The 18192-nt window shown below is 65.9% G+C and carries 18 protein-coding genes; 9 read left to right on the forward strand and 9 right to left on the reverse strand.

Annotated elements, in window-relative coordinates:
• Window positions 1-4: 4 nt before the first annotated feature.
• Both bioB and FHR19_RS02510 read left to right on the forward strand, forming a co-directional pair.
• Window positions 5-1093, forward strand: a complete 1089-nt coding sequence (bioB, locus tag FHR19_RS02505) for a biotin synthase BioB (RefSeq protein ID WP_184025766.1) — start codon at window positions 5-7, stop codon at window positions 1091-1093.
• 109 nt (window positions 1094-1202) lie between these two features.
• Window positions 1203-3212, forward strand: coding sequence for an acetyl-CoA carboxylase biotin carboxylase subunit (locus FHR19_RS02510; RefSeq protein WP_184023862.1), 2010 nt, complete (start codon window positions 1203-1205; stop codon window positions 3210-3212).
• A 40-nt stretch (window positions 3213-3252) separates the two neighbouring features.
• Here the strand turns inward: FHR19_RS02510 and FHR19_RS02515 are convergent, their stop codons facing one another.
• Together FHR19_RS02515 and FHR19_RS02520 are read right to left on the reverse strand one after the other, a co-directional pair.
• On the reverse strand, window positions 3253-3777 hold the full coding sequence (locus tag FHR19_RS02515) for a YceD family protein (protein ID WP_184023865.1): 525 nt from the start codon (window positions 3775-3777) through the stop codon (window positions 3253-3255).
• Window positions 3774-4286 carry a ubiquinol-cytochrome C chaperone family protein gene (locus tag FHR19_RS02520; protein WP_184023868.1) on the reverse strand — a complete coding sequence of 171 codons (513 nt, stop codon included), beginning with the start codon at window positions 4284-4286 and terminating at the stop codon, window positions 3774-3776. The genes FHR19_RS02515 and FHR19_RS02520 overlap by 4 nt, the downstream gene beginning before the upstream one ends.
• Window positions 4287-4419: 133 nt before the next feature.
• Between FHR19_RS02520 and FHR19_RS02525 the strand changes: the two genes are divergently transcribed.
• The gene (locus tag FHR19_RS02525) at window positions 4420-4899 is read left to right on the forward strand and encodes an outer membrane protein assembly factor BamE (RefSeq protein ID WP_184023870.1); all 480 of its coding nucleotides are present in this window, start codon (window positions 4420-4422) and stop codon (window positions 4897-4899) included.
• A gap of 135 nt (window positions 4900-5034) precedes the next feature.
• Entirely contained in the window at window positions 5035-5556 is a 522-nt protein-coding gene (locus FHR19_RS02530; RefSeq protein WP_184023872.1) for an RcnB family protein, read from the forward strand.
• Between the two features lie 211 nt (window positions 5557-5767).
• Here FHR19_RS02530 and FHR19_RS02535 read toward each other — a convergent pair whose 3' ends face one another.
• The 4 genes from FHR19_RS02535 to FHR19_RS02550 form a co-directional block, all read right to left on the reverse strand.
• Window positions 5768-6817, reverse strand: coding sequence for a hypothetical protein (locus FHR19_RS02535; RefSeq protein WP_246359260.1), 1050 nt, complete (start codon window positions 6815-6817; stop codon window positions 5768-5770).
• Complete coding sequence (locus tag FHR19_RS02540) at window positions 6814-7629, reverse strand: glycosyltransferase family 2 protein (RefSeq protein ID WP_184023875.1); 816 nt, start codon at window positions 7627-7629, stop codon at window positions 6814-6816. The genes FHR19_RS02535 and FHR19_RS02540 overlap by 4 nt, the downstream gene beginning before the upstream one ends.
• Window positions 7577-9160 carry a recombinase family protein gene (locus FHR19_RS02545; protein ID WP_184023878.1) on the reverse strand — a complete coding sequence of 528 codons (1584 nt, stop codon included), beginning with the start codon at window positions 9158-9160 and terminating at the stop codon, window positions 7577-7579. The genes FHR19_RS02540 and FHR19_RS02545 overlap by 53 nt, the downstream gene beginning before the upstream one ends.
• Before the next feature lie 102 nt (window positions 9161-9262).
• Window positions 9263-9454 carry a hypothetical protein gene (locus tag FHR19_RS02550; RefSeq protein WP_184023881.1) on the reverse strand — a complete coding sequence of 64 codons (192 nt, stop codon included), beginning with the start codon at window positions 9452-9454 and terminating at the stop codon, window positions 9263-9265.
• A 203-nt stretch (window positions 9455-9657) separates the two neighbouring features.
• On the opposite strand from FHR19_RS02550, the gene FHR19_RS02555 reads away from it, so the two are divergent.
• The 3 genes from FHR19_RS02555 to FHR19_RS02565 all read left to right on the forward strand — a co-directional run bounded on the left by FHR19_RS02555 (window position 9658) and on the right by FHR19_RS02565 (window position 12189).
• On the forward strand, window positions 9658-10809 hold the full coding sequence (locus FHR19_RS02555) for an SGNH/GDSL hydrolase family protein (RefSeq protein WP_184023884.1): 1152 nt from the start codon (window positions 9658-9660) through the stop codon (window positions 10807-10809).
• Window positions 10806-11210: a hypothetical protein gene (locus tag FHR19_RS02560; protein ID WP_184023886.1), complete on the forward strand. Its 405-nt coding sequence runs from the start codon at window positions 10806-10808 to the stop codon at window positions 11208-11210. Before FHR19_RS02555 ends, FHR19_RS02560 begins: the two co-directional genes overlap by 4 nt.
• Window positions 11211-11406: 196 nt before the next feature.
• Entirely contained in the window at window positions 11407-12189 is a 783-nt protein-coding gene (locus FHR19_RS02565; RefSeq protein WP_184023889.1) for an FkbM family methyltransferase, read from the forward strand.
• A 60-nt stretch (window positions 12190-12249) separates the two neighbouring features.
• Here the strand turns inward: FHR19_RS02565 and FHR19_RS02570 are convergent, their stop codons facing one another.
• The 3 genes from FHR19_RS02570 to FHR19_RS17590 form a co-directional block, all read right to left on the reverse strand.
• Window positions 12250-12468, reverse strand: a complete 219-nt coding sequence (locus tag FHR19_RS02570; RefSeq protein WP_184023892.1) for a hypothetical protein — start codon at window positions 12466-12468, stop codon at window positions 12250-12252.
• A 110-nt stretch (window positions 12469-12578) separates the two neighbouring features.
• On the reverse strand, window positions 12579-12860 hold the full coding sequence (locus tag FHR19_RS02575) for a hypothetical protein (protein WP_184023895.1): 282 nt from the start codon (window positions 12858-12860) through the stop codon (window positions 12579-12581).
• The gene (locus FHR19_RS17590; RefSeq protein ID WP_246359261.1) at window positions 12857-13300 is read right to left on the reverse strand and encodes a hypothetical protein; all 444 of its coding nucleotides are present in this window, start codon (window positions 13298-13300) and stop codon (window positions 12857-12859) included. Before FHR19_RS17590 ends, FHR19_RS02575 begins: the two co-directional genes overlap by 4 nt.
• Before the next feature lie 199 nt (window positions 13301-13499).
• On the opposite strand from FHR19_RS17590, the gene FHR19_RS02585 reads away from it, so the two are divergent.
• Both FHR19_RS02585 and FHR19_RS02590 read left to right on the forward strand, forming a co-directional pair.
• Window positions 13500-14096: an SOS response-associated peptidase gene (locus FHR19_RS02585; protein WP_281375629.1), complete on the forward strand. Its 597-nt coding sequence runs from the start codon at window positions 13500-13502 to the stop codon at window positions 14094-14096.
• 1409 nt (window positions 14097-15505) lie between these two features.
• Window positions 15506-17356: a TadE/TadG family type IV pilus assembly protein gene (locus tag FHR19_RS02590; protein ID WP_184023901.1), complete on the forward strand. Its 1851-nt coding sequence runs from the start codon at window positions 15506-15508 to the stop codon at window positions 17354-17356.
• Window positions 17357-18192 lie beyond the last annotated feature (836 nt).

Below are 18192 nucleotides of genomic sequence, written 5' to 3' on the forward strand. Positions count from 1 at the left end.
CGACATGACCCCGATCGAAACGCAGACCGAGCGTTGGTCGCGCGAGGCGATCGCAGAGCTTTACGACCTGCCCTTCACCGAACTCGTGTTCCGCGCGGCCGAGGTGCACCGGGCGAACCACCCGGCGAACCAGGTCCAGCGGTCGACGCTGTTGTCGATCAAGACCGGCGGCTGTCCCGAGGATTGCGGATACTGCAACCAGGCGGCGGGCGCGGAAACGGGGCTAAAGGCCACCAAACTCATGGACGTGCGCGCGGTGATGCAGGCGGCGGCGGAGGCCAAGGACAACGGCTCCACCCGCTTCTGCATGGGTGCGGCGTGGCGCAATCCCAAGGACCGCGACATGCCCGCGATCGTGGAGATGGTGAAGGGCGTGCGCCAGATGGGGATGGAAACCTGCATGACGCTTGGCATGCTGACGCCGGCGCAGGCCGGGCAGCTCGCCGAGGCGGGGCTCGACTATTACAACCACAATATCGACACCTCGCCCGAGCATTACGCGAAGGTCATCACGACGCGCACGTTCGAGGACCGGCTCGACACGCTGGACGCGGTGCGCGCGGCGGGAATCAACGTGTGCTCCGGCGGGATCGTCGGGCTGGGCGAGGCGCGCAGCGACCGGGTGGGCTTCATCCACGCGCTCGCCAATCTGCCCACGCCGCCCGAAAGCGTACCGGTCAACGCGCTGGTGCCGGTGAAGGGCACGCCGCTGGGCGACATGCTCGCCGACACGCCGATGGCGAAGATCGACGATATCGAGTTCGTCCGCACCGTCGCGGTCGCGCGCATCACCATGCCGGCGAGCATGGTGCGCCTGAGCGCCGGCCGCGAGAGCATGAGCGAGGCGACGCAGGCGCTCTGCTTCCTCGCCGGCGCGAACTCGATCTTCACCGGCGACAAGCTGTTGACGACGGGGAATGCCGGGGATGATGCGGACGGCGCGCTGTTCGCGAAGCTGGGGCTGACGGCGATGGCGGCGGAAGCACCCCGTCACCCCGGCCTTGAGCCGGGGTCGCGCTGCCTTTCCCCCGCAGAAGAAAGCGGGACCCCGGATCAAGTCCGGGGTGACGAGGTCGTGGGGCATGCGCGATGAACTGGGGTAAAGCGATCGTCATCGGTGTGATCGACCTCGTTCTGATCTGCGGGGCCATGTTTATAACCGGCATGTTTATGCACGGCGATCCGATCGAGGTTCCCAACTAATGTTCAAGAAAATCCTCGTCGCCAATCGCGGCGAAATCGCTTGCCGGGTGTTCCGCACGGCCAAGCGCATGGGGTTGAAGACCGTCGCGGTCTATTCGGATGCCGATGCGCGCTCGCCGCACGTGCTCATGGCCGACGAAGCGGTCCGCCTCGGCCCGGCGCCGGCGGCGGAGAGCTATCTCAAGGCCGATCTGATCCTGCTCGCCGCGAAGGAAACGGGCTCGGACTGCATCCATCCCGGCTACGGCTTCCTGTCCGAGCGCGAGAGTTTCGCGCGCGCGTGCGCCGACGCCGGCATCGCCTTTGTCGGCCCGCCGCCCAATGCGATCGCGGCGATGGGGGACAAGATCGAGTCGAAGAAGCTCGCCAAGGCGGCGGGCGTCAACGTCGTGCCCGGCTTCCTCGGCGAGATCGCCGACACCGACGAGGCGGTGCGGATCGCGTCGGACATCGGCTATCCGGTGATGATGAAGGCGTCGGCCGGCGGCGGCGGCAAGGGGATGCGCCTCGCCTACTCCGAGCAGGACGTGCGCGAGGGGTTCGAGGCGACCAAGCGCGAGGGGCTGGCGAGCTTCGGCGACGACCGCGTGTTCATCGAGAAGTTCATCGAGCAGCCGCGGCATATCGAGATCCAGGTGCTGGGCGACCAGCACGGCAACATCGTCTATCTGGGCGAGCGCGAATGCTCGATCCAGCGCCGCCACCAGAAGGTGGTCGAGGAAGCGCCGTCGCCTTTCGTCACCCCCGCGATGCGGCGCAAGATGGGCGAGCAGGCGGTCGCGCTGGCTCGCGCGGTGGGATACTATAGCGCCGGTACGGTCGAGCTGATCGTGTCGGGCGCCGACACCACCGGCGACGGCTTTTACTTCCTGGAAATGAACACCCGGCTTCAGGTCGAGCATCCGGTGACGGAGGCGATCACCGGCCTCGACCTGGTCGAGCAGATGATCCGCGTCGCGGCGGGTGAGCCCCTCGCCTTCGGGCAGGACGAGGTGAAGCTCGACGGCTGGGCGATCGAGAACCGCGTCTATGCCGAGGACCCGTATCGCGGCTTCCTGCCGAGCACCGGTCGGCTGGTGCGCTACGCCCCGCCCGCGGCGGAGGGGACGCCTTATGGCGAGACGGCCACCGCCGGCTACACCCGCGTCGACGACGGCGTGGCCGAGGGGGGCGAGGTCAGCATGTTCTACGACCCCATGATCGCCAAGCTCGTCACCTGGGCACCGACCCGCGACGAGGCGGCGGACCTTCAGGTCGCGGCGCTCGATCAGTTCGTGGTCGAGGGGGTGGGCAACAATGTCGATTTCCTGTCGGCGCTGATGCAGCATCCGCGCTTCCGCTCGGGCGCGCTGACGACCGGCTTCATCGCGGAGGAATATCCCGAGGGCTTCACCGGCGCGCCCGCCGATGCGGGGCTTCAGCGCAAGCTGGCGGCGCTGGCGGCCGTGATCGCGGAGGCGACGGCGGCGCGTGCGCGGACGATCGGCGGGCAGCTCGGCGACGCGCTGACCGCGCCGCAAGCGTGGACCGCGCGGATCGGCGAGGCGGATTTCGCGGTCGAGCTGGGCACGGGCGTGAGCGTCGACGGACAGACGCTGTCGGTCGAGCACGACTTCCGCCCCGGCGCGCGCCTCGTCCACGCGGTCATCGATGGCGAGGCGTTGTCGGTGCAGGTCGCGCCCACGCGCGGCGGCTGGCGACTGACCACGCGCGGGGCGGCGCACAATGTCCGCGTGCTCCCCGCGCACATCGCCCCGCTGGCGGCGCACATGATCGAGAAGCTGCCGCCCGACACCTCGAAGTTCCTGCTCTGTCCGATGCCGGGTCTGCTCACCCGGCTGGAAGTGGGCGAGGGTGACCGGGTCGAGGCGGGGCAGCCGCTGGCGGTGGTCGAGGCCATGAAGATGGAGAACATCCTGCGCGCCGAACGCGCGGGCACTGTCGCCCGGGTCAATCACCAGCCCGGCGAGAGCCTGGCGGTCGACGCGGCGATCCTCGAGTTCGAATGAGCGACGGCGCGGCGATCCGGGTCGCCGCGTCTGTCCCGCGCTACTTCTTCAGCTTCTCCTGAAGCGCGGCGGCAAGGCCGGAGAGCGGCGTCACCGCGCCCTCCTCGATCACGCCCGCCTCGCGCAGCGCTTCCTCGGCGCCCGGCGCGCGGGGGAAGGGGTCGAGCGCGAGCGCCAGCGTCTCCGCCGCCGCCTCGCCCAAGTCGATCGCGCTGCCGGTGTAGAACATCGTGTCGCAATCGGCCTCGTCCAGTTCGACCTCCTCCGGCGCCTCGTCGCCGGGTTCGGGCAGGAAGCGCAGCGTGAAGGCTTCGTCGATTGTCGCCGGCACCGGCGCGGCGGTGGCGACGCATGCCTGCACCACCTTGCCCGTCAGTCGCCCGGTCGCGAGCACGCCCGCGGCATCGCGGCGCACCGCATAGTCGGCATGGAGGCTGTCGAGCGAGATGAGCTCGAACCGCCGCGCGAGCGCCGCCCGCTCGGCCTCGTTCGCGTCGATCGACAGCTTGTTGTCGCCCGCGCCGATCTGGTCGAGGCGGAGGGGGCGGGAAAACTCCGGGGTCATGGCAGCACCCCCTCGCGCAACCGGTCGGCGCCCATGCCGTTCAGGTCGCTGCGAAACCCGACCAGCCCCTCGCGCACATGCGCCAGCGCCGCGGGGGGCGGGGTTTCGCCCCGCCACACGTTGCGGACGATCGCGCCGTCGAGGTCGCCGCCCGCCAGCCCGTCGCGATACGCGCCGAGGCGGCCGCCGAGCATCCCCATCATCTTGCCGATATGCTTGCCGACCATGATGTCGCCGACGCCCTGCTGGCGAAGCTGGACGTCCATATCCTCGATGAAGCATTCGGCGAGCGAGGCGGACAGCGCCGCCGACCGTTCGCCATCGCTCTCCAGCCGCAGCAGCACCATCGCCAGCACCGCGGCGACCATGTCGAACCGCCCGTCGATCGTGTCGGGCACGCCGCCCTCGACATACCAGTGCGGCTGGCGCGCCCGCTCGACGATGGCGGCGTAGAGCGGCTCGCCCTCCCGCGGGGCGGCCTTGCCGAACAGGCGTTGAAAAAGTCCCATCTCGTTCCTTGAAATCGCTCGCGCCGCGCACACACCTTGTTCGCGGCGGCTACCCCGCATATTGAGGCACCGCGCGGCCGATGCAATCATGTCGTCCGCGCCGTTGCCCGTGCTTTGAGTTCAGGAGATTTCGATGGCGTCCACCGGTCCCCGTGCGATCGCGATGCTGCTGGCCCTTTCGGTCGCGGCGAGCGCGTGCGCGCCGCTGCGCAGCCATCAGGGCTATGTCATCGACGCCGACCTCGTGAACTCGGTCCAGCCGGGCGTCGACAATCGCGAATCGGTGCTGCGCACGCTCGGCAAGCCGACGCTGACCGCGCAGTTCAACGAGGGCGAGTGGTATTATGTCGCTCGCGACAGCCGCAACTATGCCTTCAACAATCCGAAGGCGCGGGCGCAGACGACGCTGCGCGTCCGCTTCGACCCGAACGGCACGGTGAGCAGCATCGACCGCATGGGGCTGGAGCAGGTCGCGCAGGTCAGCCCGACGTCGAAGAAGACGCCGACGCTGGGCCGCGAGAAGAGCTTCTTCCAGGAGCTGTTCGGCAATATCGGCACCGTCGGCGCCGCGGGCGCGCCGGGTGGCGGCGGCGGCAGCAACACCGGCCCCTGACCCTAAACCTTTCGCTTCGCTGACAGTCGCGTTCCCGGCCGGTTCAGTGGCCGGGCTCCATATCCGTTCCCAGCACGGACCTTTTGCCGATTCGTCGGTTGTGGGGTCCGGGGGCAAAACATGGAGGAACTAGACATGCGAAAGCTCATCACCACCGCCCTGATGGCCGCCGTTGCGATCCCGTCGCTAGCGGTGCCGGGCGTCGCCAGCGCCCAGTCGTATCGCGAGGTGCAGGACAGCCGACGCGACCTGCGCGAGGAGCGCCGCGAACTGCGTCAGGCGCAGCGTTACGGCGACCGCCGCGATATCCGCGAGGAGCGCCGCGACGTCCGCGACGCGCGCCGCGAACTGCGCGAGGATCGCCGCGACTATCGCCGGGCCTGGGGCCGCAACGACTGGCGCGACTGGCGCGGCCGCAACCGCGCGCTCTATGCCCGCGGCAACTGGCGCGCGCCGTTCCGCTACAACCAGTGGCGTGCCGGCGCACGAATCGCGCCGACCTATTATGGCCAGCGCTACTGGATCAGCGATCCGTATCGCTATCGGCTGCCCGCGCCCCGCGCGAACCAGCGCTGGATTCGCCATTATGACGACGTGGTGCTGATCGATTACCGCCGCGGCGTGGTGGTCGACGTGATCCGCGGCTTCTACTTCTAAACGGATCGGGGGCGGGTGTTCGGCCCGCCCCTCAACCCGCCAACAGGTGGGGGACCCGGTCGGCGGCAACGCCGGCCGGGTTTCGTTTTGTGCAAGTTGGAAGCCCCGTACGGCCGCGTCGGAGATACGCATCGACGCGGCCGGTGCGCGACAGGCACCAATCCCGAAAGGGGTTGGGATCGGCGGCGAAACGCGCCGGTCGCCCAATGGTTCAGAAGTCGCTGCCGATCGTCAGGGCAAGGCCTGATCCGGGGCGCGCGCGTCCGGCGATCCGCTGTCGCCAGTCGAGAGTCAGGCGAACGCGCCGCTCGCCGACCGGCAAGGCGATCGCGGCAGAGGGGCCCATATCGAGCCGCTGCGCATCGCGCTGCGCCCCGCCCCATGCGCCGAGGCCCAGCGTCACCTCGCCGTCCCGGCCCGCATTGGCGACGGGCGCGGCAAGGCGAAGCGCGCCGTCGGCGAACGGCTCCGACCGTCCGCCGCGAAGGACGCCGCCGGCCTGCGCATACCCCTCCAGGCTGAAGCCCGCGGCGATCGGGCGCGGCGCAAGGCCGCCGACCGCCAGCAGCGCCGGACCACCCGGCGTGCCGTCCAGCCCGAGACGCTGTTCGGCGATCAGCGCGACCGGCGCGCCGCGCGGCCGCCACTCGAGCCCCAGCGCCGCCTCTCGCCCCGGCCCGCGCGTCGGGGACGAGAGGCGCGCCGACAGCGCCAGCGTCCGCGCGCTGCCCAGCGCATAGCGAAGCCGGATGCCCCCTTGCGACCCGCCGAGTTGCCCGCCGGGGCCGAGGCTGGCCCCGCCGCCACCGTCCCTCAGCGCGAGCCAGCCGCTTCCCGACAGGCGCGGCGCGGCGGCAAAGGCGCGGGCAGGCGGGGCGAGACGGCCTGACGGCGCCGCTGGCAAGGGGACATACGGCGCGGACAGGGTCGGCCGCGCGCGCCGCTGCGGCTCGCCAAAGCCGATCCGCGCGATCAGCGCCAGCGTCACCGATTGGCCGGGGATCGCCGCTGCGGGCGCGGCCGGCCGGGCCGCCACACGGGTGGTGTCAAAAGGGGCCGGGCGAAGATACGGCACGACGGCCGGCCACTCGCCCAGCATCCGCGGCGGCAGCGAGGCGATGGCGGTGCCCGCGGGCGCAGCCTCCGCGCTGACCAGGCCGAGCTGTGCCGCCTCGGGCAGCAGCATCGCCGCGCGCAGGGCCGTCCACCCGCCGAGCACGGCGACGAGGAAGCGGAGCGGGCGTCCCGCGGGCGCGCTCATGCCGGCTCGCGCGGCAGGTCGGGGAAATGGTGCGCGGTCTTGTCCCAATGGAGCGCCTGTCCCCGCAGTAGCCCGACATAGCGCCAGATCGCGCGCCGCGCCGCGAGTAGCGCGATGAAATTGGCGACGACCATGCGGGGGACCGACCAGAGCGCCTCGACCCGGCCATAGGCGGCACCGACGAACGCCGCGCGCATGACGATCCGCCAGCCGAGCAGCCAGGCGTTGAGGCCGAGCAGCGCGGCGAGCGCCGGATCGATGGAGACCGTGTTCGACCCGCGCCAGAGATCGACCACCGCGAGCCCCGCCCAGCCCACGAGCGAGACATAGGCGGCGGCGAGCACCATCACCGACAGGATCGCCCGCCGGTCGCGCATCCGCATCCAGTGGTCGCCGATCGCCAGCGGGCGTCCCCAGCCGGTCCGGTCCCAGCCGGCCAGCGCTATTCCCGTCATCCAGCGTGCCTTTTGGCGCACCGATGCCTCGAGCGTCGCGGGGAAATAGGCGCGGACGGCAACCGGCGCGGTGCCGTCGAGCACGCGGACGAACGCTGCGCGGCCGCCGGTGCGCGCGATGGCGAGGCCGAGTTCGTAATCCTCGGTCAGCGAGCCCGGATCGAACGGCAGACCGCCGCGCGTCGCGGCGATCCGGGCCAGGGTGCCGCGATCGATCGCGCAGCCGACGCCCGCCAGCGGCATTGCCGCGCCCAGCGTCTGGCGCACGAGCATCTGCTTGGCGTGGCTCTCACCCCATTGGGCGTTAGCGTAGTTCCGCGCGGCGGGGTTCGGCGGTGGCCATGCGGACGATCTCATCCAGGCGCCGTACGACTTCTAGCTTAACGCCCCGTAGCTTAGGACCCGGGGTCAGCACGATTCGGTCGATGATCTCGCGCAAGCGCGGGATGGCATCCAGCTGGGCATCGGGGTCGGCGAGGTCGTCCTCGAGCTGCTCGACCATCTGCCGATAGTAATCTTCGATCCGCGGGTGCAGGGCGAGGACCTTGGGCAGGGCGTCGACGTTGGCCAGCTCCTTCGCAAGCCGATCGCGATCGTCGCGGGCCTCTTCAAGGAGAGCGCGGATCTCGACGAACTCACTGCCGCCGGCAGCGACGGCGCCGACCAGGCGCTGCAGCTTTCGTGTCGCTTCACCCAGCTTGCGTTCGATCTTCGCGCGATCGGCGGCGATCTGGGCGGACTGGATGGCATGCTCGCGGTGGTAGGTGCGAACATAGGCGGCAACCGCATCCGGCGAGAGCATGTTTGCCTTAAGCTCGGCCAGCACGCGCCGCTGGTAGAGATGGGTCGCGATCAGCCGGTTGTTGGTGCAAGCCTTCGACATGCGGAAATGCGCGCAGCCCCAGTGGTCGCCGCTCACCTTGATCCAAGGCCCGCCACAGATGCCGCAGACGCCCATGCCCGACAGGATGTGCTTGGGGCGACGCTGGCGCTCCGGCCGCCCCCAGGAGCGGCCCTCGACCAGCGCCTGCACCTCTTCCCAAAGTGATTGATCGATGATGCGCAGGGCGGGCACATCCTGCACCGTTGGTTCCTCTGTCGTGTTGACCTTCATGCGGCGCTGACGCGTTCGCGGGTCGACGACCTGGCGAGTGCGGCCATAGATCAGGCGACCGATGTAAAGCTGGTTGCGAAGGACGCCGAAACCGGATTTCTTCGACCCGAGGATTGCCGTCGTGTGCCAGAGCGCGCCGCGCGGCGCTGGGATGCCCTCGGCGTTTAGCCGGCCCGCGATCGAGCGAGGGCTCAGCCCGGCGGCGTATTCCTCGAAAATCCGTTGCACGACGGCCGACTGGTCGGGGTCGATCTCTCGCAGGCCGCGGATCAGCTCGCCGCGCTCGTCGATGCGGTTCGCGCGTCGATAGCCGTAGCTGATGCTGCCCGCGCTGCGCCCCTCTTGGATCGTGCCGCGCTGCCCGCGCTTGACCCGAGCGGCGAGGTCGTTGCGGAACTGCGCGTCGGTGAAGCCCTTGATCAGGCCGATCATCGGGGTGACGACGCCGTCGAACAGCGTGAAAACGCGGGCGCCGACGAATTCGACCCGCTCGCGGATCATATGGGCGTCGGCGACGTGACGCGAGAGGCGGTCGGTCGATTCGGCCAGCACCTGGTCGACGGCCCCGGCCTCGACCAGATCCAGCAGGGCGGACAGACCGGGCCGCTGGTGCTGATCGATCCCGGCCGCGCCGGAGGTGGCCGCATCCTCGAACGTCGCGACGACGGACCAACCTTCCTTCTCGCAGCGCGCTCGGCAGAGCGCGATCTGATCAGCGGTGGACCGCGGGTTCTGCTGATCGCTCGAGAACCGAGCGTAGATGGCCGTCCGCATTCTGGGTCCTCGGGCTGCGCGCGGCGGCAAGGTCGCGCTTAACGTGCATCCGCGCAAGCGCCTCGACAAAGGCGATCACGTCGGGGGGTGTGGTGCTCGCCATCACGCCCCCTCGCGCTCGGCCGCCCAGAAGCGGTCGGCATCGGCATCGCCGTGCGCACGCGTCAGGCGGCTGACGGGCCATGCCGAGCGGTCGGCGGGCTGCTGCCACCAATTTAGCGCTTCGACGGCGCCGAGCAGCTCGGGGCGCTTGCTGGCAGCGATCTTGAGGATGCCCACCAGCGTGTCGCGCATCTCCTGCTCGGTCGCGCCCTCGCGCCCTCCGGTCGCGTGCCAGCGGTCGGACTGCGGCGCGAGCGGGCGGGCGGCGACGAAGTCGGCCCATTGCGTCGCGATCGCGGTGATGATGCGCGCGCGTTCGTTCGCCTGGGCGAATTCCGAATGCGCTCGTCACATCCGCGACCATCGGCAGCACGAAGCGGTCGTTCAAGGGCCGGGTGCCGTGGCGCTTCGGCTGCGACGTGACCGAGTTCCGCGCGCTGTTCGACGGTTGGAGCATGCAGAACGGCATCGTCCTGCCGGCCGGGCCGATGACGGTCGACCAGCTCGCGTTCGAGCGCGACGGCACGAGCACATACACCGCCGCGACCTTCGCTGGATCGTCGTCGACGTCGATTGTTGCCGGCGACAAGCAGCGCGCGACCGACACGATCCCGGCGTCGGCGCTTGGCTTCGGCGTCTCGATTCCGAAAGGCACGTTGCTTTGGTCGCGCATCCGCGTGAACCTGCCCGCCGGGTCCGACCTTTTGACCAACGTCGCGTCCCGGATGACCGGCGGCTATGCCAGCTATTTCGACCCAACGACGCAGACGCCGACGATCTATGGCACCGGCACGTTCACGTTTGTAAGCGGCGAGAGCGTCCTCAATATTGGCTACGGTCCGACCGTCTTGGTCGGCAAGTGCGCGACCGGCGGCGCGCTTAGCGTCATCGCGCTGGGCGACAGCATCGTCGACGGGCAGGGCGATACGCTCAATCCGCAGCAGTCGACGGGCTTCGGCTTCTTTCAGCGCGCGCAGGTCGACGGGAGCAATGGCAATCCGATCGCGGGCCTGAACCTCAGCCGGAACGGCACCGCGACCAGCCATTGGCTTGACGCGACGGCTCGGACCTATTGGACGCCGTATCTGGCCTACGCCAACGTCGTTGTCGACGAGCTCGGCACGAACGACTTCGGCACCGGGCCGGGATCGACCGCCGCGAGCAGCACCTACACGGCGCTCCAGTCACTCTGGTCGATCTATCGCGCCGCCGGCGTGCAGAAGATCGTCCGCACCCGCCTTCAGCCGCGCAGCGGCTCGACCGACAGCTGGGCGACGGCGGCCAACCAGTCGGTGGCGACGGGCTGGGCGCCGGGCGGCCAGCGCGACATCCTCAACGGCAATTTCGCGACCGCGCTCAGCAGCGGCGCGATCGACGCGCTGGTCGACCTGCCGGGCGTCTGGGAAGACCAGGCGAACCCGGGTCGATGGCTGACCAACGGCGCGGCCAACTATCCGACGACCGACGGCACGCATCCGAGCGCGACCTTCCATGGCCTCGGCGCCGGGCAGCTGCGCGCCGCTTTGCTGGGAGTGACGGTGCAATGAGACTGCTCGCATCTTTGACCCTCGCCCTCGCTGCGCCGGCCGAGGCGCAGGGCCTGTATGTGCCGCCGCCGGACACGGTGACGATGCAATCACAGATGGCGTTGATGCAGGCCCAGCTCGCGCAACAGGCGATGGTGGCGCAGAAGGACGTCGTGCTCGACGCATCGGGCAACGCAACCTGGGATTATTCGGCCGTCGGTTTCACGAAGGCGCCGGCGGTCGTTCACCTGGTCCAGGCGATGGACACGGCCAATCCGATCACGTGCAATTACACCGCCCGATCGCAGACGTCGGTGACGATCCACTGCTGGCGGACGTCGTTGCTCGGGCTGCTGACCAATCTTTATTCGGGCAGCGTCGCTGGCGCGACGGTCACGCTCGTCGCGCGGGCAGTTCCGTGACGAAGCGCTTCGCTGGTTGGTTCGACGGCCGTTGGGCGCGGCGCACGTCGGACCGCCTAAGTGTCTCCTTGGGATAGGCCGTACATAGACATGCGCAATGTCGTTGCTTGCAATCTTGAACGCCTAAAGAAATCACCCTTTTAATTTTCATGTATCCATGTCAGATTTAATTCGCAATCTGGCGGGGGGCTAGTCAGTGCCGAGTGATCTTATCTACGATGTTGGCGTGAATGTCGGAACCGATAGCGCATATTACCTCCATAAGGGGTTTCGCGTCGTCGGTATCGAGGCCAGTCCGCCATTGGCGGACCAGCTGCGACTTATGTTCTCCAATGAGATCGCAACCGGACAGTATACGCTACTTAATGTTGGGGTGGCAGCAGAGGCCGGTGAGTTCGACTTCTGGGTTTGCGACACAAAATCCGAGTGGAGTTCTTTCGACCGAAAAATTGCCTCCAGGAACGGGGCAGAACATCATTCGGTTAAAGTAAAGACGCTTCGCTTCGATCAAATCGTCGCAGAGCACGGAATACCATTATACTGTAAAGTCGACATCGAGGGAAATGACTGGCTTTGCCTTGCGGGCATGGATCCACAAACAAGGCCAAGATATGTTTCTATTGAAATGTCGTATGAGAAAGGCGATCGAGACTTTAAGCTACTAAGAGATCTTGGCTTCAAGGAGTATAAGATTATAAGCCAAGTCAGCTGGTCTCAGCCAACGCAAGCTCTGATTTCACTCAACCGGAAACTACCCTACCGTTTACGACGGATTTCTTTGGCTGCCGAAGGCCTGCTAAGAGGTGTGCGTTCGGATGGTGATTGGAAGTTTGAGTTCGGTTCGTCTGGCTCATTTGCCGAATCAACTCCCGGCCGGTGGCATTCTTTCGACGAAGCCTATGCCACGTGGCTTAAGCTTCACCACCTTGCAAAATCCGGATCGTCACTAGGTGACTGGTACGACATTCATGCGAGGTAAGGTCGGCTGGAAGCGAGCCTTGAGCCGCAAATTCCCAAATGGGCAGGAGTAGTACGCCGCTTAATCGGTGGGTCGCGGCCTCCAGCTGATGCCCATAGCTTCACATGGATCGGCAGCTCGCTCCTTTGCGAGTAGATCGCGCACCACACTCTGCATCGCAGCCTTGACCGCGGCGAGATCGGACGCGGGATCTTCGAACACCCGGCGCGCTTCCTCCCATCGGTCGAAGATTGCATGCTGGTGATACGCGGGCTCGGCCGGCTTGTTCTGAACGTTCATCTCGATTCCCCCACTGGCGCCTAGACGAGATAGACCGAATTTTGCCCCCGGCTATCAACGGAAAGATAAACAAAGAAAATCGCAGTTGAAAACCGGAATTTTATTATGTCTCACCGCGTTGGCATTGGCTTTCGCCACCACGGTAGCTGCGAAACGGGCTTCGGCTTGGGCGGCATGACCACACCGAACAGGCGCGCATCGCTGCCCAGAAAGTCCGCGATCGTCAGTGCGTCCCGATCAGAAAGCAGTGCAGGGACGCCCTCGCGGATGTGCCGGCCGATATAGCCATCGCCGCGGCCGAGCGCGCGCGAGCACATCGTGTGGCTGCAGTCGAGGGCTTGGGCAGCGGCGTCGAGGTTGGCGTGCGCCTCGGCGGAGGTGACGATCCTCATAGCGACAGCCAGTGCAGCTCGGCGTCCTCGAGCGCCTCGAGCATGTCCGGGTCGGCGCCCAGCTGGCCCATGCGCAAGCGCACGGCTTCGACGTCGCCATCCTTTGGAAAGGCGCGGTCGGCCCGGGCGGCATCGGCTAGTGAATCGATCCAGTCGCCGCGGCTGCGCTGGGCGAGCAGCCAGCGGCCGAACGGCTCGCGTCTCGGCGCGTAACGCGGTTGTTGATCCTGCATCGAAATCTCCTGTGGGCGACTCGCCACGCCGCACACATAGCATGTTCCCTCTTCGTTCTGGAATTGGCAGGCGGGGCGGATGAGCGCGAACACGCGATTCGAGACGCTGGGCGACATCGCCAGGAAGCGCGGCAATCTCGCCGTCGGCTGCTCCGGGTGCCAGCGCCGCGCGGTGATCTCGGGAGAGTGGCTGGACCGCTTGTTCATGGTGCAACGCTGGGATGGCCGGGTCGCCTTTATTCGTCAGCGCATCCGGTGCTCAAGGTGTGGAGCTCGACCCGATCTCGTCCGGGTGACGCATCAGAGGCCGACGATGGATCGGCCGCCGCGGACGGAAGCGGAGTGGCGGAAGTTGGCGGCGCGGTTGCGGGGATAGGCTTGCCGAGGCCTCGTCGATCGGCGCATCTTGCGGCTATGCAACCGCTACCGCATGACCGCGAACCAAGCCGCGCTCGCCGCACGATACGGGATAGCCGGCTTCCCGCCCGATCTCACACTCCCGCCGTCCGAGCTGTTCCCGAAGCGCTTGGCCTGGACGATCCGCGAGGAGGACGACGCGCGCATCGCCGAGCCGATGGCGTGGGGCTTCCCGATGACGATCAAGGGTAAGACCGGGAAGTCGATCGAGAAGGCCGTGACGAACGTGCGCAATTACGCGTCACCGTTCTGGCGCAGCGCGCTGAAAGCCCCGGCGCGTCGCTGCCTGGTCCCGTTCACGACCTTCTGTGAGTGGGAGGGCGAGACGGGTGCGAAGGTTGAGCGCTGGTTTGATGTGCCGTCGCAGCCGATCACCAGCTTCGCCGGCGTGTGGCGGCCGAGCGATGCTGGCCCGGTGATGGCAATTCTGACCTGTGAGCCGAACCCGCTAGTAGCGCCGATACATCCGAAGGCTATGCCGGTGCTCCTCACCGCGGATGATGAGCCAACTTGGTTGCGCGCGCCGGTCGAAGAGGCGCTTAAGCTGGCAACCCCATTCCCGTCTCAGTTGATGACGGTGTCGTAATGACTGGCTGGCTGGGTAGATTCATCGTCGCACCCTAAGCTTCGCGGCCCGCATGTGCCTCGGGCTAAACGAAGGGCGCTGAGCAGATGCACAGCGCCCTTCGATTTTCAGTGGGTCCTGCATACCGAAGGTGCGCTTCACCCAAAAAAATGGTCGGCGGCGTGTCTGAAATATCCCCTCTTGAACGGAACTCCGTTCAACTGTTCGGTCCGCTGTCGTTGCCCCTCTCTCGGTCCGATGCGCGGTCCACGTCTCCGGCGCTCTCCTTCTCTGGAAGAGCACGATCGGCTTCTCGCGCACTTTCCGGATCGGGGCGAGCAGCCTCCCTTTCCATCGACTCTCGCTCCTTGTCGGTGGGCTCCGGCCCCAACGACCCGTCGGGAACCTCAATCCGTCCCTCGGTTCCCTCGGTGTCAATTCCAAAACCAGGGGGATCGCCAAGCTTACCCTCGTTGTAGTGATCTCGATACCGTTCAGAAACCTTTTCGAAATTGTTCGTTTCGGGACCGGTAACCTCGCGGCGCGCAACAGCGGCTTCTTCGATCGATGGCCGGACAAGCCGACGTGCCCGGGGGCTGTCGGGACCACCGCCAAGCCGACCAGGGACGGTCCCCGTCTTAGGAAAGACGCAGCCCCCTCCGGAGGCTGGACTGCCGCCGAGTGCTGTGCAGTCGATGGAGGGTGTTTGGCTCGCTGCCGCTGATGATGCGACGAAAAGCACCCCGATAGCCAATGCCTTTGGCATGTCAGTCGTCCCCCTTAATTTCGGCTATGTTGCTAGCACAAGTATAGCCTGCATCATTAGCGGAATGCAGGTCTCTTCGTTTAGAGCGCAACAGCGGCTCGCCGATGGGTAACAGTGCGTTTCGCGCATCTGAGCAGACAGCGTCATGCTTATGGGCTCAACCGGCAGTGGCGAATGTCGCCAAAATCGCGCGAGAGCGTCCGTCGAGAAATTACGCTGCCAGCCTGTGGGCTTCGGCGATTCTTGAGCACAAGAGCGCACTCCGCACTCGTCGCAGTTGCAGCGTTTATGTCGGCTATGGGCAGGAAAGCGGACGTAGTGTCGCCGCTCAGGATCGACCACACCTCCTAGCGCCAAGATTCTACCGCCCCTCAGGGCGCTGCCGCCGACGGTCGAGAGCCGTCCCTCGTTCGCACATGATTGGGAGTCCAACGGCGACAGTCTGATGATTCAGGAAGCGCTGCATCTGCCTGAAATAATACTGTTAATCTGAATGATCACTCACGATGCCGGCTTGAGAAAGGAAATTTCTAGATAGTTAGTGATACCTTTTAGTCACCGGCGACAATGGCCATCTTAAGTTGCCATTTAAACCTGTGTGGCTTCGTCATCCGCATCGAAGAGTGTGCGGAAAAGAGCGATGGGTGTTTTTGGGAGTTTAAGGTTGAGCGCGCGCGTTGAAACACTCGCGCGCCTTGCCCGCGATACGCGCGCCAACACGATCGCGATCGTCGCAGCCGCGCTGATCCCGCTGTGCGGCATGATCGGCGGCGGATTCGATCTCAGCCGCATGTACATCGTCAAGACGCGGCTTCAGCACGCCTGCGACGCCGGCGCGCTGGCAGGCCGCAAGTCGATGGGCGGCGGCACCTGGGCACAGTCGAGCTACATGCCGCGGACGATGGCCGAGCGGTTCTTCGACGCCAACATCGCATCTGATGCCTATGGCTCGAACACGATCACCAAGAGCTATTCGGAGAACGCCGGCAAGGTGACGGGCACTGCGTCAGCGATCCTGCCAATGACGCTGATGCGCGTGCTGGGCAAGACGACCGAGACGCTGACCGTCACCTGCGAAAGCGAGATGCGGCTGCCCAACACCGACGTGATGTTCGTGCTCGACATCACCGGATCGATGAACTGCGCGGCGGGCGATACCAGTTGCCCGCTAGGCAACAACAACGGCGTGCCCGCGGCCAATTCGAAGATCGACGGCCTTAAGACCGCGGTGAAGTGCTTTTACGAGATCGTCGCCCGGCTCGACACCAATGCCGATTGCGACGGCGGCGCGCCGTCCGGCGGCACGGGCAGTCAGGTGCAGGTGCGCTTCGGCTTCGTCCCCTACGCCAACAACGTCAATGTTGGAAAACTGCTGCCGACCAGCTACATGGCAGACACAGCCAATTACGACACGCGCCAGTTCCTGGGCAAAGAATGGACCGACTGGACGTTTTACGGCAACTATTACCGCAACGCACAGAACAACTGTTCGGGTGTTGGTCCAGCCAATACGACCGACGCAAACTATCGAGCCACACCGGCTCAGTCGGGTTTGACTGCCTATTGCTACGTCGAGGTTAAGCGGAACCTGGCGCAGTGGAAGTACGGGCTTCTACCTCTGAATGTCAGCGGTTTGAAAAACGGAACCGGCTACAACAGCAGCTTCACGGCTCAGATCGGCAACGATGGGACGATGGCGACAATCCCCTGGTCGGGCTGCATCGAGGAACGCCAGACGGTCCAAGCGACCAGCTACACGCCGATCCCCTCGGGCGCCAATGATCTCGACATCGACCTTGTCCCCAGCGCGGGTGACGAGACGACGCGGTGGAAGCCGTCGCTTCCCGACGCGATCTATGAGCGGCAGGTGACTTCGAGCTGGAACCAGCTGAATGCCGCTACGGTGGACAAGACCTCGACCAACTATATCCGCTTCAGCGACTATAACGGCTATTACTGCCCTACCGAGGCGCGCAAGCTCCAGCAGTGGAACGACGCCGCGGCATTTCAGAACTATGTCGACAGCTTTGTCGCGAGCGGCAACACCTATCATGACATCGGTATGGTCTGGGGCGCACGGCTCATGTCGCCGACCGGCATCTTCGCCAGCGAGAATGCCTACACGCCGCAGGGCGGCGAGATCGAGCGGCACCTGATCTTCATGACCGACGGCGACGCGACATCCGCGCCGTGCGACTACAATGCCTATGGCCTGCACTTCTTCGACAAGCGGCAGACCAACGACGTCGGCACTGCGGGCGAATGCTTCAACCAGCGCACCTCGCTGTCGGACCAGATCAATGCCCGGCTGGAGGGGCTGTGCGCGGCGATCCGCAACAAGAACATCACGCTTTGGGTCGTGTCCTTCGGCGGCGGCGTAAATGCGGCGACCGAGACGCGGCTCCAAAACTGCGCTTCGCCCGGCCGCTATTTTAAGGCCGACGATCCCGCCGCGCTCCAGCGCACGTTCAAATCGATCGCCGACCAGATCTCGGCCTTGAGGCTCATCAAATAACAAGGACCCAGATCCAAAGCCTAAGAGAACTCAGGCGGGCTATAATGAGCTAAAGAATCAAGCGATCGGCTGGATTAGCTAAATGGCAAAGAACCGCGCTTAAGCCGCGCGGACTGGCAATACGCCTTGACCCCATGATCAGGGGCCTTGCCATGGTATGGTCAACAACACATTGTACGAATGCGCGGACGGGAAAGAGCGGCCGTCGGCATATTGAACGCCTACGGAGCGAGTGACTGGCGCCTACGCCGGCATCAGAAAGGTCGATGCGATTGCGAGCACAAGCAGCGCCAGGATCGCGATCAACTCCAAGCGGGCTGGGCTGGGACGTCTCACATCAAAGTTACCTCCCTTGTTGTTACGGCCAGATCAGGCTGATCGGTCGCAACAAACCAAACACCGAAACGACTCATCCCTGCCCGGCGGGCTCAAAAAGCCGCCGATATCCCTTGGCTTGGGCACCGGCGCTCCAGAGCCAGCCATCTCCGTGAGCTTCTTCGCGAGAGCCTTCTCCGCTTCGGCCAACGCTTCGGCCGCGGTGTCCCCCGAAGCTGTGCAATCGAGAAAATCGGGGAACCATACCGCGATGCCGTCGGGTTGAACCGAAAAGCTAGCGGGATAGCAGGCCTTCATCGTGTTCGTCTCCGGTATCATAGGTTGGCCGGAAGGTGAGCCAACGAGCTGCACAAGGTGGCGAGTTCGCCGGCTACAACATCGCGCCAGCACTCAACATCACGCTCAAGAAGATTTAGAGAGGTAGCCATCGGCAACATACGCCCGCAGCGTTAGGCTGCGAGCCCGCTCCGGACAATGTAGGAGTTTGGGCGGAAGCCGTC

The sequence above is a fragment of the Sphingomonas yantingensis genome (genome assembly GCF_014199325.1).
Classification (GTDB): Bacteria; Pseudomonadota; Alphaproteobacteria; order Sphingomonadales; family Sphingomonadaceae; genus Sphingomonas; species Sphingomonas yantingensis.

What these genes read in the sequence shown, in the direction of transcription:
- bioB (WP_184025766.1), top strand. Translation starts at nt 5, where the DNA reads ATGACCCCGATCGAAACGCAGACCGAGCGTTGGTCGCGCGAGGCGATC.
- FHR19_RS02510 (WP_184023862.1), top strand. Translation starts at nt 1,203, where the DNA reads ATGTTCAAGAAAATCCTCGTCGCCAATCGCGGCGAAATCGCTTGCCGG.
- FHR19_RS02515 (WP_184023865.1), bottom strand. Translation starts at nt 3,777, where the DNA reads ATGACCCCGGAGTTTTCCCGCCCCCTCCGCCTCGACCAGATCGGCGCG.
- FHR19_RS02520 (WP_184023868.1), bottom strand. Translation starts at nt 4,286, where the DNA reads ATGGGACTTTTTCAACGCCTGTTCGGCAAGGCCGCCCCGCGGGAGGGC.
- FHR19_RS02525 (WP_184023870.1), top strand. Translation starts at nt 4,420, where the DNA reads ATGGCGTCCACCGGTCCCCGTGCGATCGCGATGCTGCTGGCCCTTTCG.
- FHR19_RS02530 (WP_184023872.1), top strand. Translation starts at nt 5,035, where the DNA reads ATGCGAAAGCTCATCACCACCGCCCTGATGGCCGCCGTTGCGATCCCG.
- FHR19_RS02535 (WP_246359260.1), bottom strand. Translation starts at nt 6,817, where the DNA reads ATGAGCGCGCCCGCGGGACGCCCGCTCCGCTTCCTCGTCGCCGTGCTC.
- FHR19_RS02540 (WP_184023875.1), bottom strand. Translation starts at nt 7,629, where the DNA reads ATGAGATCGTCCGCATGGCCACCGCCGAACCCCGCCGCGCGGAACTAC.
- FHR19_RS02545 (WP_184023878.1), bottom strand. Translation starts at nt 9,160, where the DNA reads ATGCGGACGGCCATCTACGCTCGGTTCTCGAGCGATCAGCAGAACCCG.
- FHR19_RS02550 (WP_184023881.1), bottom strand. Translation starts at nt 9,454, where the DNA reads ATGCGCGACACGCTGGTGGGCATCCTCAAGATCGCTGCCAGCAAGCGC.
- FHR19_RS02560 (WP_184023886.1), top strand. Translation starts at nt 10,806, where the DNA reads ATGAGACTGCTCGCATCTTTGACCCTCGCCCTCGCTGCGCCGGCCGAG.
- FHR19_RS02570 (WP_184023892.1), bottom strand. Translation starts at nt 12,468, where the DNA reads ATGAACGTTCAGAACAAGCCGGCCGAGCCCGCGTATCACCAGCATGCA.
- FHR19_RS02575 (WP_184023895.1), bottom strand. Translation starts at nt 12,860, where the DNA reads ATGAGGATCGTCACCTCCGCCGAGGCGCACGCCAACCTCGACGCCGCT.
- FHR19_RS17590 (WP_246359261.1), bottom strand. Translation starts at nt 13,300, where the DNA reads ATGAACAAGCGGTCCAGCCACTCTCCCGAGATCACCGCGCGGCGCTGG.